Genomic DNA, 19,968 nt, shown 5'->3' on the forward strand with positions numbered 1-19,968 from the left:
ACTGTGTTTCCTATTTCCAGTCCAGCATGTATTTCTGGAATACGACTGCATCATGAGCGTCTTTGTCAAGCTGCTCTTCGGACGCGCCGTGGCTGATATCCCGCCATACGTGGATATCCTGGCCGACCTGGCCGCCCATAGTCACGAATGGCTCCATGACAACAGTGCCGTCATAGCCGATATCCCGTAAAGCGTCTCCGATTTCTCTCCATGGAGTGCGGCCTTTTCCGGGCACCATGCGGTTGCATTCTCCGGTATGGAAATGTCCGAGAAGGCTTCCGGCGGTCCGGATCGCATCTCCGATACTGGATTCTTCTATATTCATATGGAAGGTATCAAGCATAACTTTCACGTTGTCCATGCCTACTTCTTTTACGAAAGCGACGCCTTCTTCTGCGGTGTTCAGGATATGGTTCTCGAAGCGGTTCAAGACTTCCATTCCCAGGGTGATGTCATATTGTTTTGCTACAGGGGCGATATCCTGCATGGCTTCCACACTGCGTTTCCAGTCGCCTTCCTTATCTACGCCCTGGGAGAAGTCCAGAGGCCAGTAGGAATAGAGTGCGCCGCCGATCAGATGGATGTCAAGCTGTGCCATTACGTCAAAGAGCCGTGTAAACCATTCTTTTGCATTTTTGCGAATCGCCGGATCGGCAGATCCTAAATTGTGGTCGTAGGTTGGGCCGTATCCAGCGGTAAGCTCAATATTGTTTGCTTTTGCACAGTCGCGCAGTGCCCGGATCTGATCCGTTGTATAATCAGGTAAAGGAGCAGCACCTACCTCAAGTATATCGAAGCCGAGGCGGGCGACTTTGTCGACATAATATGTATAGTCCGCCGCCCATTCTTTTTCCCAGTAAGCATAGTAAATTCCGTGTTTCATAGCCTAAGATTCCTCCTTCTTATTATCAATTTCTCTCATAGTATATCACTGGAATGTCAAAAAAACAACAAAATTGACCAATAGATTTTTCGTATTAAAGAAAATAATTGTGCGAACTGGACAAAAACTATTGAAAAGTGAGAAAATGAGTGCTATAATAAATCCATGTTAAAAAGGCACTTAAATAAACACCTTAAAAAAGTGGGTGAGCGGGGGAATGCGAACAAGCACTAACAATACGGATGTGCGAAGAGTCAATCGGAACCGGGTGTTCCGCTTTATCAATCATACAAAAGAGACATGCATGTCGGAGATATCTTCTGCGCTGGAAATCAGCGGACCGACGGTGATGTCTATCGTTAAGGAACTGAAGGAGGCGGGCGTGATCCGGGAGGTGGGAGAATATGAATCCACCGGCGGAAGGAAAGCGAAAGCGATCGCCTCTGTAAAAGATTTTCAATACACCATTGGCGTGGATATTACGCTGAATCATGTAGGACTGGTGTATACGGATCTGAGCGAGGAAGCCCTGGCACACAGGCGGATTCCCAAAACGTTCCGGAACGATGTGCAATATATAGAAGAAATTGCGGATATTGTAGAGCAGTTTGTGGAAGAAAATGATGTGCCGCAGGAGCGGATCCTGGGAATGGGCGTATCACTTCCGGCGATCATAGATCAGACCAGACAGATGATTCCAAACTCACACGTACTGGGGTATTATGATGTTCCCTGTGAGGAATGGATTTCGAGGATGCCTTATCCCTGCGTGGTGATGAATGATGCCAGTGCGGCTGCGCTGGCAGAAGTGGCGGGAGAAAAGAGGCAGGAGAGTATGGTGTACCTGCTGCTTAGTAATTCGGTGGGAGGAGCTGTTTTTCTGCGTCCGGAAAATAAAAATGGAGATGAAGAGGGAAATGCTTCATCGTCTCGTGTCTACACGCATGAAGGTGATCATTGGAGAAGCAGCGAGTTTGGACATATGACACTGTATCCTGGCGGAGAACCTTGTTACTGCGGGAAAAAGGGATGTGTGGATGTTTATTGTTCTGCAAAAAAGCTGGCAGAGCTGGAAAATGGCAAACTGGAGCGCTTTTTTGAAAAGCTGGAAGAAGGAGATCCGGAATATCGGGATGTCTGGGACAGATATCTGGATCATCTGGCTGTTACGGTAGATAATCTCAGGATGGCTTTTGACTGTGACGTGGTTCTTGGAGGCTATGTGGGAAGCTTTATTGGACCATACATAAAAGAATTACGGTCAAGACTTGCTGCTCTGGACATTTTTGATCATGATGGATCTTACGCCAGAGCCTGCAGATACCAGAAGGAGGCCTCGGCGCTGGGAGCGGCCCTGTATCAGATGGAGGAATATATTTCTTCTATCTAGCAGGAGATAAAGAAGCCACATTAAGCATGAGTCAATGTGACGAAAAAAGCAGTTGATAAAAAAATAACATTATACAAGGTGCATAAAAAAGAGAAAAACATTTTGGCTGATATTACGTATTGCGAAAAAAGGCTGCAGAGGAATATAATAAAAACAACATTTATAAAACACCTTTATAAAAGGTAAAATAAAAGTAGAACGGCCAGCAACCGGGAGGAGGACAAAATGGGAATTATTGAAAAAATGAGACTGGATGGAAAAGCAATCTATGTAACAGGTGCTGCAAGCGGAATCGGAAGATGTGCGGCAATGGCTTTTGCAGAAGCAGGAGCAGATGTTGCAATTGTTGATATCAACCTGGAAGGCGCACAGAAGGTTGCAGATGAGATTAAAGAAGCTACCGGCTCTAATACGATCGCCATTGAATGTGATGTAACAAACCAGGAGCAGGTAGAGGCTATGGTTGCAAAGGTAGTTGAGACCTATGGCAAATTGGATGCATGCTATAACAACGCGGGAATCTGTATTAACCAGCCGGCAGAAGAGATGACATTTGAACAGTGGAAAAAAGTCATTGATATCAACCTCACCGGAGTTTATCTTTGTGCAACAGCTGCAGGTAGAGTAATGCTGAAACAGGGATATGGATCTATCATCAACACGGCTTCTATGTCCGGACATATCGTAAACGTTCCACAGCCGCAGTGTGCATATAATGCATCCAAGGCAGGTGTGATCATGCTGACAAAATCTCTGGCAGTAGAGTGGGCTAAGAAGGGTGTACGTGTCAACTGCATCAGCCCTGGATACATCGGAACAGAATTAATTATGAATGCGGATCATCTGAAACCGCTGATTGCACAGTGGAACGCTATGGCTCCTATGGGAAGAGTTGGAAAACCAGAAGAGCTGCAGTCCATCCTGGTATACCTGGCTGGCGACAGCTGTCCGTTCACAACAGGTTCCGATATCGTTGTAGACGGAGCGTTTACTTGCTTCTAAATTATTAAGATAGCTAATAGCAAAGGCTATAAAAAATACATTTTCATTAAAAAGGAGGACGAAATATGAAAAAGAAAGTGTTAAGCGCTATCCTTTGCATCGCAATGGTAGCAACCATGCTGATCGGATGCTCTAGCGGTGGATCATCTGACAGCGGAGACAGTGGGGACAGCGGATCCGATGAAGGTTCTGGTGGCGGAAAGAAGATCGGTATTACTGTTCAGAACATTGAAAATGCATACTGGGCAGGCGTTATGAGCAAGCTGGGAGAGATTCTGAAAGAAAACGGATATGAAGCTACTATCGTTGGATGTGAAGAAAACGCATCAACACAGATCAGCCAGATCGAAAACTTTATCACCAGCGGATGTGACCTGATCATGGTTCACCCACACGATGCAGATGCAGTAGAAGAGTCCTGCAAGCAGGCTCTGGATGCAGGCATCAAGGTAATGTGCTGGGATAACGAAATGGAAAACACCACAGCTAACTGGGTTCTTGACAACACAGAGCTTGGTAAAGAGATTGGAAAAACAGCAGCTAACTTTATCAATGAGCACTTCACAGCTGACAACAAAGCGGAAGTATGTGTCATCGGTAAACCGGATACACAGGTTCTGTTAGAGAGACAGCAGGGTATCGAAGCCGGTCTGGAAGAGAACTGCGAAGACAACTATGAGATCGTAGCTACGATCGAAGGTGTAGTAAACAACGAAGTTCAGTCCCAGGCTGAGACAGTTCTCCAGGCTCATCCGGATTGTAAGGTATGGGTTGGTGTAGGCGCCGGCGCTATGATCGGATCCAACACAGCACTCCTTGCAGAATATGGCGGAGCTGGAAATATTCCGGAAGATGTTGGCGTTATCACAACTGACGTTACCAGCGAGCAGTTAGACGCTCTGCAGGCTGGGGACGAAGCTGTTAGAGCTATCGTAGGATTCGAGGGATCCAACACTGATACAGCACAGGCTTGCTATGAGATGTTTGAGAAGATCCTGAACGGTGAGTTCGATGATGTTTCCGGAGACGAGAAGAACGTATACAGACCGACTATGGAAATTAACTCTGACAACATTGAAGAAATCCAGGCTGGTATGTAATAGTTGTCTGAAAAAGTAGCTAGTTAATGAAAGCAAAACGGGGGGCGGCTTTGGTATAAGCTGCCCCTCGATGAAACTATCACGGGGGAAGAATATGAGCGAAGAATATGTATTGGAATTAGAGCATATAAGAAAAGAATACCCGGGTGTTGTTGCGCTGAAAGATGTTACGCTGCAGTTGAAAAAGGGCGAGATTCTGGCTCTGATCGGTGAGAATGGAGCGGGGAAATCTACCTTGATTAAATGTTGCTCCGGGGCGGTTATTCCGACCTCCGGCAAGATCAAAGTAAACGGAAAAGAATTTACGAGCATGACGCCTCAGCTTGCATCGGAAAATGGAATCGCAATTATTTATCAGGAGTTTAACAATGTAAAAGAGCTGTCGGCAGCAGAAAACTTGTTCCTGGGACATCCGATCAGAAAAGGGATCATGATAGATAAGGCAGCCATGGAAAAAGAGGCGGCCAAGGCATTTGAAAGGTTACATATAAAAATCAACCCGAAGGAATTAATGAAGAACCTGACTGTCGGCTATCAGCAGATGGTAGAAATCGCAAAGGCAATCCAGCAGAATGCGAAGATCCTGATCATGGATGAGCCTTCCGCACCTCTGACCAGCAAGGAAGTCGAGAGTATGTTCGAGGTAGTGGAACTTTTAAGAAAACAAGGGGTGTCCATCATTTACATTTCTCATCGTCTGGAGGAGATTTACCGTCTGTCCGACCGGATACTGGTCCTGCGTGACGGTGAGTATGTCAAGACTCTGATTACGAAGGACAGTGAGGTACAGGAACTGATTCAATTGATGGTAGGACGTGAGCTGACAGAAACATATCCGCCAAGAGGAGACTGTATCAAGAAGGATGATGTGGTTCTGGAGCTTAAGAATGTGACTGGAAACGGTGACCGCAACATCAGTCTACAGGTTCATAGAGGAGAAATCCTGGGACTGGGCGGACTGGTAGGAGCAGGACGTACAGAACTTGCTGAAGTTATTTTTGGAGCGGCAAAAAAACAGTCTGGACAGATCATCTTTAAAGGAAAAGAAGTCAACCCGAAGAGCCCGCGGGAGGCAATAGATTTAGGAATCGCACTGGTGCCGGAGGACAGGAAACGTCACGGCGCTATGCTGGGAATCTCTATCAAGAATAATATCAACATGCCGATTTATCAGAGGAATTCTACCTTGAGTGTGATTAATTCTAAGAAGGAGAAGGCTATTGCAGAAAAGTATAGAGAAAATATGGCCATTAAGACTCCGACTTTGAATCAGCTGGTAAAGAATTTGAGTGGTGGTAATCAGCAGAAGGTTATCCTTGGAAGGTGGCTGGCAGCCGATTCTGAGCTGATTATATTCGATGAGCCTACACGTGGTATTGATGTAGGTGCAAAGCACGAGATTTATAAGTTAATGAACGATTTAGTGGAAAAAGAGGGAAAGGCAATTCTGATGATTTCTTCCGAAATGGAAGAATTAATGGGTATGTCGGATCGGATCATCGTCCTGGCAGAGGGCGATATGACTGGCGAGATCAGCAAAGAGGAGTTCAGTCAGGAGACCATCATGGCATTTGCATCAGCAGCCAAAGCCAAGGTTGAGGAGGCTTAATTATGAATAATAGCAAAGTAATGTATCAGATAAAGGATAAGGCGATCTGGCTTGTGCTGATTGTGCTGGTGATTGCCTTTACAGTTGCAAATCCGAGATTTATCAACCCGGATAACCTGTTGACCCTGCTTCGTCAGGTAGCGTTCTATGGTATTGCATCCGTTGGTATGATGTTCGTTATCCTGCTTGGTGATATCGACCTTTCCGTAGGTACGATTATGTCATTTATCAACATCATTGGTGCGTACATGATGGTTAACATGGGAATGAATATGTATCTGGCATGTGCTCTTTCCATGGTTGCAGCTACACTGATCGGTGTGTTAAATGGTTTCATGGTTTCAACGGTTGGAATACCGGCCATCATTGCAACGTTTGCAACGCAAACGGCCTTTAACGGATTGGCCTATATCATATGCGGCGGTATGCCGATCAGCGGTTTCCCGGATGGCTTTACAACTCTGGGCCAGGGATATGTTGGAATCGTGCCGATTCCAGTTATCATTATGGCGGTCTGCTTTGCAATTGGATCTTTTATCTTGAATAAAACTTATTTTGGACGGTATTTCTATGCAGTGGGCGGTAATATTGAGGCGGCTAAGCTGTCCGGTATCCGCGTAGGAGCTGTAAAATACTTGGTATTCGCCCTTTCCGGATTCTTCTCAGGACTTGCAGGACTCGTTCTTCTGTCCCGTACTAATTCCGGTAATGCATCCGCTGCTAAGGGTGAAGAATTTAACGTTATCACCTGTGTAGTTTTAGGCGGTGTATCCATCAGCGGTGGATCCGGTAAGATGTCAGGAGTTATCGCCGGTACCTGTATTATCGGTGCTCTGAGAAACGGAATGGTATTGTTGAATATCAACTCCTATGTCCAGGACATTGTATTAGGTATCGTACTTGCATTTGCAGTTGGATTTGACTGTATCCAGAAAAAATCACAGCAGAATTAATTTAGATCAGATACGAAAAGGTGAAATCCCGGCAAGTATATTTGCCGGGATTTTGTGCAAACTTAAGAAGTTTGGGAAAGGAGAAATATGCATACGATTAAAGCAGAACCTATTAGCAGAGAGGCATATGCACCTTTCGGAGTCTACTATGATTATTTGAATCCCGAAGGCTATGCGCTGGAGGGGGAGATTCACAAGTTTTATCCGGACCGGATCAGTGAGTCCTGCACGACACGGGTGGGATACTCTCCGATTGCAGTAAGAAAAGAAGAAAAAATAGTGATAAAATCAGTGGAATATCACACGACATCTCCGGAGATGATCCTTCCTCTGAATGATGATATGATCATTCACGTGGCGCCGACTTCTGGCGGAACACCTGTGCCAGAGTGGACAAAGGCATTCGTCGTACCGAAGGGGACGATGGTTAAGATCAATACGGCTATCTGGCATCTTGCGCCGCTGCCTGTGAAGGAGGATGTACTTCACGCTATGATCATTCTTCCTGAATGCACTTATGCAAATGACTGTACTGTGGTAGAATTGAAAGAGGAGCAGCAGTTTGAGATTGTGCTTTGAGAAATACTTTTGATGATGTGTCAGACAGGTGAGGAGGACTGAGAAATGAAAGCTGCAGTATACCACGGACCCGGAGATTTGAGAGTGGAAGAGGTTCCGGTCCGCAAGCTGAAAGATAATGAAGTTAAGATTCAAGTAAAATATTGTGGAATCTGCGGAACAGATATCCACATTTTTCACGGTGACGGGGGTTGCTGTGATGTGACGCCGCCCCTGGTTCCCGGACACGAGTTTTCTGGTGTTGTAGCAGAGGTGGGATCCAAGGTTAAGACCGTGAAGGTGGGCGACCGGGTGACCGGCGATCCCAATGATATGTGCGGAGAATGTTATTTTTGCAAGAGCGGCATGCAGCATTTCTGCAAAAATAATATTGGCGTAGGAACTACGGTGGACGGCGGATTTGCAGAATACGTGATCATGCGTGAGAAGCAGGTATATAAAGTTTCCGATGACTTAAGCTTTATCGAGGCGGCTATGACAGAACCCATTTCCTGTTGCCTGCATGGCATTGACCTGTGCAATATCAAAGCGGGAGATACGGTGCTTGTGATTGGAGGAGGCCCCATCGGCATGATCATGATGCAGCTGGCAAAGAATGCGGGTGCATCGAAGGTTATCATGTCTGAGCCGGTAGAAGAGAAGAGAGAACAAGCGTTAAAGCTTGGCGCTACGAAAACGATTGATCCGCTTCATGAGGATGTGGAGGCTGTGTTGGCAGAATATTGCGAAAATGTGAATGTGGTCATAGAATGCGTTGGAAATGTGCACACCCAGGCAGATGCGGTGCGTTTTGCCGGGAAAGGTGCGACGATCATGTATTTTGGGCTGGCAGCTCCGGAGGAAAGCTTTCCGATCAGGCCAGATGACATTTTCAAGAAAGAACTGCATATTACGTCCTCTTATATCAATCCGTACAGTTTCGAAAGGGCGATCCAGATATTGGAGTCGGGGACGGTTGAGCTGGAAAGTCTGATCACCAATGTAGTTCCACTTGACGATATTGCAGATGTATTTACAAAGCCGGAATATAGAAGAACAGGAAAGGTTATGATTCAAATTTCATAGACGGGCATATATATGGACATTGAGAAGTTGAGTTCAAATGAAATAAAAATAAAAAACCGCCAGCGCATTTATGATTATATCCGAAGAAATGAGTCGGTGTCAAAACAGGATCTGGTTGTGGCGCTGGAGCTGAGCCTGCCGACGGTTACCCAGAACCTTGAATATTTGAAGAGGACATCCTTGATCGATTCGTCGAAAAAGATTACGAATACAGGAGGGCGCAATGCCACGGCATTTACCTATCTGAAAAAGGCGAAAATGGCTATTGGCATTTATATCACGGCGCATCATATGAATGGTGTTGCGGTGGATCTGTCGGGGGATGTGGAGCTTGTTATCAAAAAGCAGGCTGTATTTGATCTGAACAGTGATTCTTATCTGCGGGAGCTGGGAGAGCTGGTGGAAAAGATTAAGGAAGAAGCAGACATCGGAGAAAAGGAATTGCTGGGTGTTGGAATCTCTGTGCCGGGGCTGATCTCTGACGATGGGGAAACAGTGATCTACGGGCGGACCTTAAATTTTACAGGAAGGTCAAAAGAAGAGATCTGCAAATATATTCCCTACCCCTGCAGGCTGGTGCATGATTCCTATGCTGCCGGCTATATTGAGACGTGGAAGGATCCGGATGTGCGGAATGCGTTTTATATCAGCCTGAGCAATAGTGTGGGCGGCTCCTTTATCGTCGATCATGAAATATATGCGGGTGACACACAAAAAGGCGGAGAAATCGGACATATGGCAGTGGTGCCTGAAAATGGCGAGCTCTGCTACTGCGGAAAATATGGCTGTTTTGATACTGTTTGCCGGGCTGGAAAGCTGGATGAATACACAAATGGAAATCTGGAGGAGTTTTTTCACAGGCTGGGTGCAGGTGATGAGAGGGCGGCTGCTTTGTGGGATGTTTATCTGGATCATCTTGCGTCGGCAATCTACAATATCCGTATCCTGTTTGACTGTAAAGTTATCCTGGGAGGATATGTAGGGGCCTACATAGGTGATTATCTGGAAGACCTTTATCAGCGCGTGGACGAAAAGAACCCCTTTGAAGATAAGGCGGAAGATTATATCTTTGCCTGCCGCTATAAAAAAGAGGCATCTGCGGCAGGAGCGGCAATCTTCTTTGTCGACGAATTTTTGTCGGATATTTAGTTGACAGATTCCCTTTGTGGAAGTATTATTTAAATAGGTTTTATAAAAGCGGTTTAAATAATAAAAAGGAGGAAAATTATGAACTATTTACTGGGTACGGACATTGGAACATCAGGGACAAAAACCATTTTGATGGATACGGAAGGAAAACTGATCGCACAGGATCTGCAGGAGTATGATGTGCTGACGCCGGCACCTCTGTGGGCGGAGCAGTGGCCGGATGTGTGGTATGAGGCGACGAAGGATTCTATCCGCAATACGGTGGCAAAGGCAAAAGAGGCAGGCATTAAGAGCGAAGACATCAAAGGTATTGCGATCAGCGGATTGTACGGAGGTTCCGGGATCCCGCTGGATGAAAATATGGAGCCGGTTCGTCCCTGTATGATCTGGATGGACAGAAGAGCGGACGAGGAGACAAAATGGGTGCTGGAGAATATCGGAGAGGAGAAGCTCCAGGAGATTACCTTTAATGGTGCGGATCCTTATTACGGATACACCAAGATCCTGTGGATGAAGAACCATGAGCCAGAAAACTGGGCGAAGACCAAATTGTTCCTGCCTCCGAATGACTATGTGATCTATAAGCTGACGGGCGAGATTGCGATTGATTATTCTTCTGCCGGAAATATCGGCGGTATCTTTGATATGAACAAAAGAGAGTGGTCCAAAGAGTTGATGGACGCCATGGGAATCCCGGTGTCCATGATGCCGCAGCGGATCGTAGAGTCTACGGATATTGTGGGCGGCATGACAAAGGAAGCGGCTGAAGATCTGGGACTGTGGGAAGGCTTCCCGGTAATCGCCAGCGGTATCGACTGTGGAGCGGCAAACATCGGTCTTGGCGTATTTGAATCCGGAATTTATGCGGCGGCTATCGGAACATCCATGTGTGCGGCGCTGATCTCAGATAAGCCGGTGAAAGGAAACGGGCTGATCGTGTGGCCGTATCTTTACGACGCAAAGAATCTTTCTTACTACTTTGCGGGCGGAAATACGGCGGGAGCGATCGTGAAATGGTTCCGCAACACACTGTGCCAGTGGGAGGTTGAGCAGCAGAAGAACGGCGGCCCAAGCATGTATGATGTGCTGAACGGACAGGCTGAGAAGATTCCGGCCGGAAGCGAGGGGCTGGTAGTACTTCCTTACTTCATGGGCGAGAGAAGCCCGGTATGGGACTCGGATGCAAAAGGAACCATCGTGGGACTTTCCCTTACACATACGAAAGGCCATATTTACCGCGCATTTCTGGAAGCAGTTGCCTACTGCCTGCGCGACGCCATGGAGGCAACCGGAGATGATCTGGGTGAATATATCCTGATCGCCGGCGGCGTAACCAAGTCCAAAGTATGGCGCCAGATTTTCGCAGATGTGACCGGATACCCGGTAGTTTGCCCGATCTATGACGTAGAGGCGAACATGGGTGACGTAATGCTTGCAGGAATCGGAACCGGCCTTCTGACCTACGAGGAAGTGAAGAAGTGGCAGGTGCTGGATGAAAAGATCATGCCAAACGAAGAAAACCATAAAAAGTACAACGAGTACTTCAGACTCTACAAGAGCATTTATAATCATCTGAAAGAAGATATGAAAGATCTGACAAAGATCCGGTAATCAAATGGGGACGTACACCTTTTGCAAAGGGGTACGTCCCCATTTGATGTGGAATTATGAACAAATACCAAATAGAACAATAAAAACAAATAAACCCAACATAATTTAAGTTGAATTATGTTGGGTTCTGTGTTACTATGAAATCATAGAAAACGTAAACCAACATGCCAAAAAAGAAAGGACAAAGTTGTTATGAAAAGTGAACTGGAAATCAAGCAGGAGATGTGTGAAATCGGCAGGCGTGTCTACAATCGCGGGATGGTGGCTGCCAACGACGGCAATTTTTCTGTAAAACTCAGTGATGATGAGTTCCTGTGTACACCGACGGGAGTCAGCAAGGGATTCATGACCCCGGAGTTTATCTGTAAGGTCAATGCAAAGGGAGAGGTTCTGGAAGCCAACGAGGGCTTTCGCCCTTCTTCAGAAGTGAAGATGCATATGAGGATATATGAGAAGCGTCCGGATGTAAAAGCAGTGGTTCATGCTCATCCCATGTATGCCACTTCTTTTGCGATCGCAGGAAAACCATTAATGGATCCGATCATGCCGGAGGCAGTGATTTCTCTGGGCGGTGTGCCGCTTGCAAAGTACGGAACGCCAGGAACGATGGAGGTTCCGGATTCGATCGAGGGATTTTTGGATGACTATGATGCGGTACTTTTGGAAAACCATGGGGCGCTGACTTACTCGGATTCTCTTCTCAATGCCTATTACAAGATGGAATCTGTTGAGTTTTATGCCCGCCTGATGTATCAGGCACAGATGCTGGGCGGAGCAAAGATCATTCCGCCGGAAAAAGTGGAAGAGCTTTATGAGACCCGCCGGAGAATGAATGTTGTGGGCAGACATCCGGCTGTAAAGTAGAAGGCAGGTGACAGACAGATGGGCAGTTATTATTTGGCAGTAGATATAGGAGCGTCCAGTGGCCGCCACATTCTGGCTGAAGTAGATCATGGGAAAATGACGCTGGAGGAAGTATATCGTTTTCAGAATGGTATGCAGGAAAAGAATGGATTGCTGTGTTGGGACATTCCGCATTTGTTTGCCGAGATTAAAAACGGGATGAAGAAATGTAAGGAGATCGGGAAGATTCCGGTATCTGTTTCCGTCGATACCTGGGGCGTGGATTTTGTACTGCTGGACGAGAATGACCAGATCCTGGGTGATACGGTGGGGTACCGGGACAGCCGGACGCACGGCATGGAAGACAAGGTTGGAGAGGTGATTTCCCAGGAGGATCTATACCAGAGAACCGGCATCCACTGGCAGATGTACAACACGATCTATCAGCTGCAGGCAATCAAAGAAACACATCCCGAGTATCTTAAGCAGGCACGGTCAATCCTGATGACACCGGATTATTTTCATTTCCTGTTGAGCGGAGAGAAAAAGATGGAATACACCATCGCATCCACCAGCCAGCTTTTGAATGCGGAAACGGGAGACTGGGACTGGGAGCTTCTTTCTATGCTGGGATTTCCAAAAGAAATCTTCCGGCCAGTATCAATGCCGGGAACAGTGGCCGGACATCTCACCGAAGCAGTGCAAAAAGAGGTAGGATTTGACTGTAAAGTCGTCCTTCCTGCATCCCACGATACTGGATCGGCGGTACTGGCAGTGCCGGCAAAGGGAGAAGATGTAGTATACATAAGCTCTGGTACATGGTCTTTGATGGGGGTAGAGAGAAAGGAGCCCGACTGTTCACTGGACAGTATGAAGGCAGACTTTACAAACGAGGGCGGATACGATCACCGCTACCGTTATCTTAGAAACATCATGGGGCTGTGGATGATCCAGTCGGTAAAAAAGGAACTGACCGAAGATCTGAGCTTTGGGGAAATCTGTGCATTGGCGGCTGAGGAGTCGATCAGCTCTATTGTAGATTGTAATGACGAGAGTTTTATGGCGCCGAAAAGCATGACTTTGGCGGTGCAGGACTACTGCAGGCGCACGGGCCAGCAGGTGCCGGAGACTACCGGAGAGATTGCGGCGGTGATTTATAACAGCCTGGCGAAATGTTATGCGGATACCCTGGCGCAGCTGGAGCGCATGACTGGTAAATATTACGATACTGTCTATGTAGTGGGCGGAGGCTCAAAAGCCGGGTACTTAAATGAGCTTACTGCAAAATATACAGGGCGGCGCGTATCCGCGGGCCCGACGGAAGCCACTGCTATCGGCAATGTGACCGTGCAGATGCTAAGTGACGGCATATTTCCGGATCTGGATGCGGCAAGAGCATGCATCCGGGAATCTTTTGAGATTGAGATATATGGCTAATTGTGAAAAAACTGTGAAGGGGGACGTACACCTTGTGCAAAGGTGTACGTCCCCCTTCACAACAATCAACACAAAAACAATAAATAGCTGTTGATTTTGTTTGGTATTCGTGCTAATATCTAAACAGAAACAACATAATTTTTGTGGATTCAAGCGGACGGGAGGTGTGGAAATGCTTGCCATAGAAAGGCGTAATCAAATACTGGAGAAGCTTCAGCAGGAGAAGCGTGTTGTGGTGAGCGAACTGAGCAGACTGTATCAGGTGTCGGAGGAAACGATCCGCCGTGACCTGGAGAAGCTGGAAAATGACGGGTTGGTCATTAAAAGTTACGGTGGTGCGGTTTTGAATGAACACAGTATTTTTGATCTGCCATTCAATATTCGGAAGAATCAGATGGTGGTAGAGAAGCAGCAGATGGCGGCGATCATTGCGGATATGGTGCGGGACGGCGAGGCGGTAATGCTGGACGCCAGTTCGACGGCAGTGTATGTGGCAAGGAAGCTGAAGGAAAAGAAAAAGCTGACGGTGATCACCAATTCCGTAGAGATCATTGTGGAATTGTTTGATGTTCCGGAGTGGAATGTAATATCTACCGGAGGGCTTTCAAGAGAGCGTTCTTTCGCACTGGTGGGGCCAGGCACGAACCGGATGATCAGTTCCTATCACGTAGACAAGGCCATCATCTCCTGCAAAGCCGTAAACATGGCCACGGGAATGATGGATTCCGACGAGCAGGACGCCTGCAGCAAACGCCTGATGCTTGGCGCGGCAAAAGAAAGGATCCTGGTGGCGGATAATAGCAAATTTGACAAGATGGCATTTGCGAAGGTGGCTGAATGGACGGAGCTTACCAAAGTAGTGACAGACCAGGAGCCATCCAGAGAGTGGCAAAGAGAGTTTGAAAGACTCCGGATTGAATGTGTATATCCGGGCAAAGGAAAAGCGGGCCAGAAAAAGTAAGTTTATCAACAAAAATAATAATAAAATAGGAGGACGAAAAAATGGCATTAGTAACTTCAAAACAGATGCTGGAGGACGCGCAGAAGGGCGGATATGCAGTAGGTGCATTTAACGTGGAGAACATGGAAATGGTAAAGGCTGTTATTGCGGCGGCAGAGGAAATGAACGCACCTGTTATGCTCCAGACGACACCGTCAACAGTAAAATACGGAACCCTGGAGACCTACTATGCGATCGTGGCGGCAGAGGCAAAGAAGGCGAGCGTTCCGGTATGTCTGCACCTGGATCACGGCAGCAGCTTTGAGCTGGCGGCACAGGCTTTAAGAGCAGGATATACCTCCGTTATGATCGACGGATCTCATGAGGATTTTGAAGGCAATGTGGCAGTCACCAAGAAAGTGGCGGATATGGCAAATGCCATGGGTATCCCGGTAGAGGCTGAGCTTGGCAAAGTAGGCGGAAAGGAAGATGATCTGGAAGCAGAGGCAGACACCAACACCGATCCGGAGGAAGCAAGAGAATTTGTAGAGCGTACCGGAGTGACATCTCTTGCGGTTGCAATCGGAACAGCCCATGGCTTCTATGCATCCACACCGGTCCTGGATAAAGAAAGAGTATCCGAGATCAAGAAAGTGGTTTCTGTGCCGCTGGTGCTTCACGGCGCATCCGGACTGAGTGATGATGATGTAAGGGAATGTGTGCAGAGAGGGATGTGCAAGGTAAACTTTGCTACAGAGCTGCGTGCGGCTTATACTGATGCAGGCAAGAAGCTCTTGGCGGAAAAGCCGGAGACCTTTGATCCGAAGAAGTTTGGCGTAGTCGGCATGGAGGCGGTCAAAGAGCTGGTAAAAGGCCGGATGAAAGTTCTGGGATGTGAAGGAAAAGCAAGATAGAAAGCTGGATAACAAGCAAGTCAGAAAGAGTGGGAGGACCTATGAAACAGTATTTGTTGGGAATCGATATCGGAACCAGCGCCTGTAAGACGGCAGTCTTTGATGAAGACGGCCATGTGCTGGCCACGGGAAGCGGCGATTATCCGGTCTATTATCCGCAGCAGGGCTGGGCGGAGCAGAACCCGGAGGAATGGTGGGCGGCCGTGTGCGGCGCTATCAAAGCCATGCTGGAAAAGAGTGGGATCAGGGCGGAAGATATCGCGGGAATCGGTATTGACGGACAGAGCTGGTCAGCCATACCGGTAGACAAAAACGGGGAAGTGCTGGCGAACACACCCATCTGGATGGACACCAGAGCGGCCGATATCTGTGAAGAAGTGGGCCGTAAAGTCGGAGAGGACCGGATCCTCCAGGTATGCGGCAATCCCTTTAAAGCCACCTATACCACACCCAAGATCCTCTGGTACCAGAGAAATTTGCCGGAAGTCTATGCGCATACATATAAAATTCTGCAGTCCAACAGCTATATCGCATACAAACTGACCGGGGAAATGACCCAGGAATTAAGCCAGGGATACGGGCTGCACTGCTTCGATATGCGAAAAGGCGTGTGGGATCTTGATATGTGCCGGGAGCTTGGCATCCGGGAGGATCTGCTTCCGGACATCTACCCAAGCCATGCCATTGTAGGCGGCGTGACTGAAAAGGCTGCAAGGGAATGTGGCCTTCTTCCCGGAACACCGGTGGCAGCAGGAGCACTGGACGCGGCCTGCGGAACCCTGGGAGCCGGCGTGGTTCATCCGGGAGAGACCCAGGAGCAGGGGGGACAGGCCGGAGGCATGAGCATCTGTATTGATGAGTACAAAGCAGATCCGAGACTGATCTTAAGTTATCATGCGGCGGCAGGCCAGTGGATCCTGCAGGGCGGCACCGTGGGCGGCGGCGGTGTGATGCGCTGGATGGAGCAGCAGTTTGGAGATTATGAAAGAAGCCGAAAAGAAGAGCTGGGAAAGAGCTCTCTTACACAGTTTAATGAGATCGCAGAAAAGGTGGCTCCCGGCAGCGACGGAATGGTATTTTTGCCGTATATGTCCGGTGAGCGCTCCCCGATCTGGGATCCGAATGCAAAAGGTGTGTTCTACGGACTGGACTTCAGCAAGACGAAAGGACATTTCATCCGGGCAGCCATGGAAGGTGTGGCGCTGTCACTGAAGCATAATCTGGACGTAGCAAAAGAAGCCGGAGCGGAGGTAAGCGTTTTAAGGGCTATGGGAGGATCGGCGAATTCGCTCCTCTGGACCCAGATTAAAGCAGACGTGACCGGCAAAAAGATCATCGTTCCATCCTCAGATACGGCTACGACTCTGGGGGCTGTGATCCTGGCCGGCGTAGGCATTGGTATGTATAAGAGTTTTGAGGAAGCAGTGGAAAAGACGGTGGAGATCAAGAGAACCCACGAGCCGGATCCGAAGAACCGGGAAGTTTACGACAGAAATTATGAAACCTATTTAAAACTATATGATCATCTGAAAGATATCATGGCAGAAAGGAGCAGATAAGAAGATGAAAGCAGCAGTTGTATGTGCAAATGAAGACGTACGTTATATGGATTATGAGGAGCCGCAGGTGACTCCGGGAACTGTGAAGGTAAAAGTAAAAGCCTCCGGAATCTGCGGATCCGACATCCCAAGAGTGCTTCAGAATGGTGTGCATTTCTACCCTATCGTACTGGGACACGAGTTTTCCGGTGATGTGGTAGAAGTAGGCGAGGGCGTGACCAGCGTAAAGGTCGGGGACCGTGTGTCCGGTGCGCCTCTGGTTCCCTGCATGAAATGCGACGACTGCCAGAAGGGAAATTTTTCTCTCTGCAAACATTATAGCTTTATCGGCTCCAGACAGCAGGGCAGCAATGCGGATTATGTGGTGATCCCGGAGCAGAACGCCGTTGTCTATGATCCGTGTATTCCATATGAGCAGGCGGCTATGTTTGAGCCATCCACCGTTGCGCTCCACGGCGTATACCAGAACCAGTATCAGGGCGGCGGCTATGTGGCGATCCTGGGCGGCGGCACCATTGGCATGTTTACGATGCAATGGACCAAGATCTTCGGATCCAGGAAAGTGGTGGTTTTTGATATCAGCGACGAGCGTCTGGAACTGGCGAAAAGACTGGGGGCAGATGAGGTGATCAATACCACCCAGGAAGACTATCTGGAAAAAGCGATGGCAATTACGGAAAATAAAGGCTATGATTATGTATTTGAAACCGCGGGACAGGTGCCGACCCTTAAAATGGCCTTTGACGTGGCGGCAAATAAGGCGCATGTGTGCTGCATCGGAACGCCTCACGCAGAAATCACCTTCACGCCTGCATTGTGGGAGAAGATGAATCGTAAGGAGTTTTATCTGACCGGATCCTGGATGTCTTACAGCGCGCCGTTTCCGGGAAAGGAATGGAAGCTGACAGCACACTATTTTGCGACAGGACAGCTGAAATTTGATCCGGGATTTATCTATAAGAAGATGCCGATGAGCCAGGCGCAGGAGGCATTTCGGATGTACAAGACTCCGGGACTGGTCCAGGGCAAGATCCTGCTGATGAATGAAGATTAGGAGGCCGTTATGATACTGACAGTAACATTGAATGCTGCGATCGATAAACGCTATGTGGTAGAGGAATTTAAAGAGGGAGAAGTAAACCGGGTAAAAGAATGTGCCTATGTGCCGGGGGGCAAAGGATTAAATGTATCCAAGCCGGCGGCGGTAGCAGGCGCTTCTGTGGTGGCCACCGGATTTGTGGGTGGCCATGCGGGCAACTATATTGAAGAATCTCTGGCCGACTATCATGTTAAGGGTGATTTCTATCATTTAAAGGCGGAAAGCCGGTCCTGCATCAATATCTGGGATGAGAAAAAGCAGAAACAGACCGAGTTTCTGGAGCCTGGATTCACAGTGGCGGAAGAAGAGTTTGAAGCCTTTGTGGAAAAGTTCAGAGGGCTTGTGGAGAAAGCGGACGTGGTAGCGATGTCCGGCAGTGTGCCGAAAGGACTTGACGGGACTGCTTACCAGAAGCTGGTAAAGATTGTGAAGGACGCCGGGAAAAAGGTGATCCTGGACACCAGCGGACGACTTCTGGAAATGGGGATTGAGGCTTGCCCTACTATGGTAAAGCCCAATATTGATGAGATCCGCATGCTGACAGGGAAACACTGTGACCATATAGAAGACATCATTGAGGCGGCAAAGGCTGTCCACGAAAAAGGCGTGGAGGTTGTGGCCGTGTCCCTGGGCGCTGACGGTTCGCTGGTGGTCAGTGACGAGGGAGTGTTCCGGGCCGTTGTGCCAAAGATTGACGCGGTAAATACAGTGGGCTGCGGGGACTCTATGATCGCAGGGTTTGCGCTGGGGTTTGAAGAGGGGCTGTCTATTGAAGAGACACTGCGAAAAGCAAGCGCTATTTCTGCGGCCGCGGCTCTGAGGGAAGAGACGGGATTCTTTGTAAAAGAAGATATGGAACGGCTGTATCCTCAGATCAGGATAGAAAAAATCGGATAGATGAAGCAAAATACCCCTTTCACGCATACATTAGGATAGAATGTGTTGTGAAAGGGGTATTTTTATGCCATATTCAATTATGCTGGACGCCGGACACGGAGGAAGAGATCCCGGTGCGGTATACAATGGACGGCAGGAAAAGGATGATACACTGAAATTAACTCTGGCTGTGGGACAGATCCTTGAGGACCGTGGGCTGGATGTAGAGTATACCCGGACCACAGATATCTATGAAACGCCGGTGCAGAAGGCAAGAGAGGCAAATGAAGCTGGCGTGGATTATTTTGTGTCGATCCACCGGAATTCAACGCCGGAAAGCAATAAGGCATCCGGAGTGGAAAGCCTGGTCTATGACCTGTCCGGCATCAAATACGAGATGGCCCAGGACATCAATGAGCAGCTGGAGGCGGTGGGGTTTGTAAACCTTGGCGTACACGCAAGACCAGACCTGGCAGTGCTTCGGCGGACGGATATGCCGGCAGTGCTGGTAGAAGCAGGATTTATCAATTCAGATGTGGATAATCAGCTCTTTGATGAAAACTTTGACGATATCGCACAGGCGATTGCGGGAGGAATCCTCGATACGCTGGAATATGAAGGGGAAACAGACAATGTGGGAGAAGAGGGCGGAAAGTACCGGGTGCAGGCAGGGGCTTACCGCAACCGGACTTATGCCCAGCGGCTGATGGAGGAGTTGATGGACCTGGATATTCCGGCCTATATTGATGATTCCGGTCCGTTTTATCTGGTGCAGGTGGGGGAATACACGAATCTGGATGAGGCCGCGGCTATGGAACAAAAGATCAAACGTGCTGGATATCCGGCGGTGATCGTCAGATAGCCTGTAAAGATATTTAACATAATTTTAAAAGGAAGCGTCGGGTTTGCTTAACAATTTTAGGGCATAATAATCTCGGGAACGAAAATAAGGAACCTGT

17 protein-coding genes and 1 pseudogene are annotated in these 19,968 nt (G+C 48.2%); 17 read left to right on the top strand and 1 reads right to left on the bottom strand.

The window, feature by feature from the left end:
- Positions 1 to 10: 10 nt before the first annotated feature.
- A complete protein-coding gene (locus tag BKD12_RS06600; RefSeq protein WP_070088506.1) occupies positions 11 to 883 on the bottom strand; it encodes a D-psicose 3-epimerase in 873 nt (290 codons plus the stop codon).
- A 217-nt stretch (positions 884 to 1,100) separates the two neighbouring features.
- Here BKD12_RS06600 and BKD12_RS06605 point away from each other — a divergent pair, with 217 nt between their 5' ends.
- From BKD12_RS06605 to BKD12_RS06685, 17 genes and pseudogenes are all read left to right on the top strand, one after another.
- Positions 1,101 to 2,273 carry an ROK family transcriptional regulator gene (locus BKD12_RS06605; protein ID WP_070088507.1) on the top strand — a complete coding sequence of 391 codons (1,173 nt, stop codon included), beginning with the start codon at positions 1,101 to 1,103 and terminating at the stop codon, positions 2,271 to 2,273.
- A 225-nt stretch (positions 2,274 to 2,498) separates the two neighbouring features.
- The gene (locus BKD12_RS06610) at positions 2,499 to 3,275 is read left to right on the top strand and encodes an SDR family oxidoreductase (protein ID WP_070088508.1); all 777 of its coding nucleotides are present in this window, start codon (positions 2,499 to 2,501) and stop codon (positions 3,273 to 3,275) included.
- A 65-nt stretch (positions 3,276 to 3,340) separates the two neighbouring features.
- Positions 3,341 to 4,375, top strand: coding sequence for a sugar ABC transporter substrate-binding protein (locus tag BKD12_RS06615; protein ID WP_070088509.1), 1,035 nt, complete (start codon positions 3,341 to 3,343; stop codon positions 4,373 to 4,375).
- Between the two features lie 94 nt (positions 4,376 to 4,469).
- Entirely contained in the window at positions 4,470 to 5,984 is a 1,515-nt protein-coding gene (locus tag BKD12_RS06620; RefSeq protein WP_070088510.1) for a sugar ABC transporter ATP-binding protein, read from the top strand.
- Between the two features lie 2 nt (positions 5,985 to 5,986).
- Positions 5,987 to 6,937, top strand: coding sequence for an ABC transporter permease (locus BKD12_RS06625; protein WP_070088511.1), 951 nt, complete (start codon positions 5,987 to 5,989; stop codon positions 6,935 to 6,937).
- Between the two features lie 87 nt (positions 6,938 to 7,024).
- Entirely contained in the window at positions 7,025 to 7,516 is a 492-nt protein-coding gene (locus tag BKD12_RS06630; protein WP_070088512.1) for an ureidoglycolate lyase, read from the top strand.
- Between the two features lie 45 nt (positions 7,517 to 7,561).
- Positions 7,562 to 8,581, top strand: a complete 1,020-nt coding sequence (locus BKD12_RS06635; RefSeq protein ID WP_070088513.1) for a zinc-dependent alcohol dehydrogenase family protein — start codon at positions 7,562 to 7,564, stop codon at positions 8,579 to 8,581.
- Positions 8,582 to 8,593: 12 nt separating this feature from the next.
- A complete protein-coding gene (locus BKD12_RS06640) occupies positions 8,594 to 9,730 on the top strand; it encodes an ROK family protein (protein WP_070088514.1) in 1,137 nt (378 codons plus the stop codon).
- 78 nt (positions 9,731 to 9,808) lie between these two features.
- Positions 9,809 to 11,341 carry an FGGY-family carbohydrate kinase gene (locus BKD12_RS06645; RefSeq protein WP_070088515.1) on the top strand — a complete coding sequence of 511 codons (1,533 nt, stop codon included), beginning with the start codon at positions 9,809 to 9,811 and terminating at the stop codon, positions 11,339 to 11,341.
- A gap of 192 nt (positions 11,342 to 11,533) precedes the next feature.
- A pseudogene (locus BKD12_RS06650) lies at positions 11,534 to 12,196 on the top strand (class II aldolase/adducin family protein); the annotation flags it as partial.
- Between the two features lie 27 nt (positions 12,197 to 12,223).
- On the top strand, positions 12,224 to 13,621 hold the full coding sequence (rhaB, locus tag BKD12_RS06655; protein WP_070088517.1) for a rhamnulokinase: 1,398 nt from the start codon (positions 12,224 to 12,226) through the stop codon (positions 13,619 to 13,621).
- A 172-nt stretch (positions 13,622 to 13,793) separates the two neighbouring features.
- Positions 13,794 to 14,582, top strand: a complete 789-nt coding sequence (locus BKD12_RS06660) for a DeoR/GlpR family DNA-binding transcription regulator (protein ID WP_070088518.1) — start codon at positions 13,794 to 13,796, stop codon at positions 14,580 to 14,582.
- A 41-nt stretch (positions 14,583 to 14,623) separates the two neighbouring features.
- The gene (locus BKD12_RS06665; RefSeq protein ID WP_070088519.1) at positions 14,624 to 15,475 is read left to right on the top strand and encodes a class II fructose-bisphosphate aldolase; all 852 of its coding nucleotides are present in this window, start codon (positions 14,624 to 14,626) and stop codon (positions 15,473 to 15,475) included.
- A gap of 41 nt (positions 15,476 to 15,516) precedes the next feature.
- The gene (gene xylB / locus BKD12_RS06670; RefSeq protein WP_070088520.1) at positions 15,517 to 17,034 is read left to right on the top strand and encodes a xylulokinase; all 1,518 of its coding nucleotides are present in this window, start codon (positions 15,517 to 15,519) and stop codon (positions 17,032 to 17,034) included.
- Between the two features lie 4 nt (positions 17,035 to 17,038).
- Positions 17,039 to 18,088 carry a galactitol-1-phosphate 5-dehydrogenase gene (locus BKD12_RS06675; RefSeq protein WP_070088521.1) on the top strand — a complete coding sequence of 350 codons (1,050 nt, stop codon included), beginning with the start codon at positions 17,039 to 17,041 and terminating at the stop codon, positions 18,086 to 18,088.
- Positions 18,089 to 18,097: 9 nt separating this feature from the next.
- Positions 18,098 to 19,030 (top strand): 1-phosphofructokinase, encoded by a 933-nt coding sequence (pfkB, locus tag BKD12_RS06680; protein WP_070088522.1) that lies wholly within the window; start codon positions 18,098 to 18,100, stop codon positions 19,028 to 19,030.
- Between the two features lie 64 nt (positions 19,031 to 19,094).
- Positions 19,095 to 19,871 carry an N-acetylmuramoyl-L-alanine amidase gene (locus BKD12_RS06685; RefSeq protein ID WP_070088523.1) on the top strand — a complete coding sequence of 259 codons (777 nt, stop codon included), beginning with the start codon at positions 19,095 to 19,097 and terminating at the stop codon, positions 19,869 to 19,871.
- Positions 19,872 to 19,968 lie beyond the last annotated feature (97 nt).

Source organism: Merdimonas faecis (assembly GCF_001754075.1).
Classification (GTDB): domain Bacteria; phylum Bacillota; class Clostridia; order Lachnospirales; family Lachnospiraceae; genus Merdimonas; species Merdimonas faecis.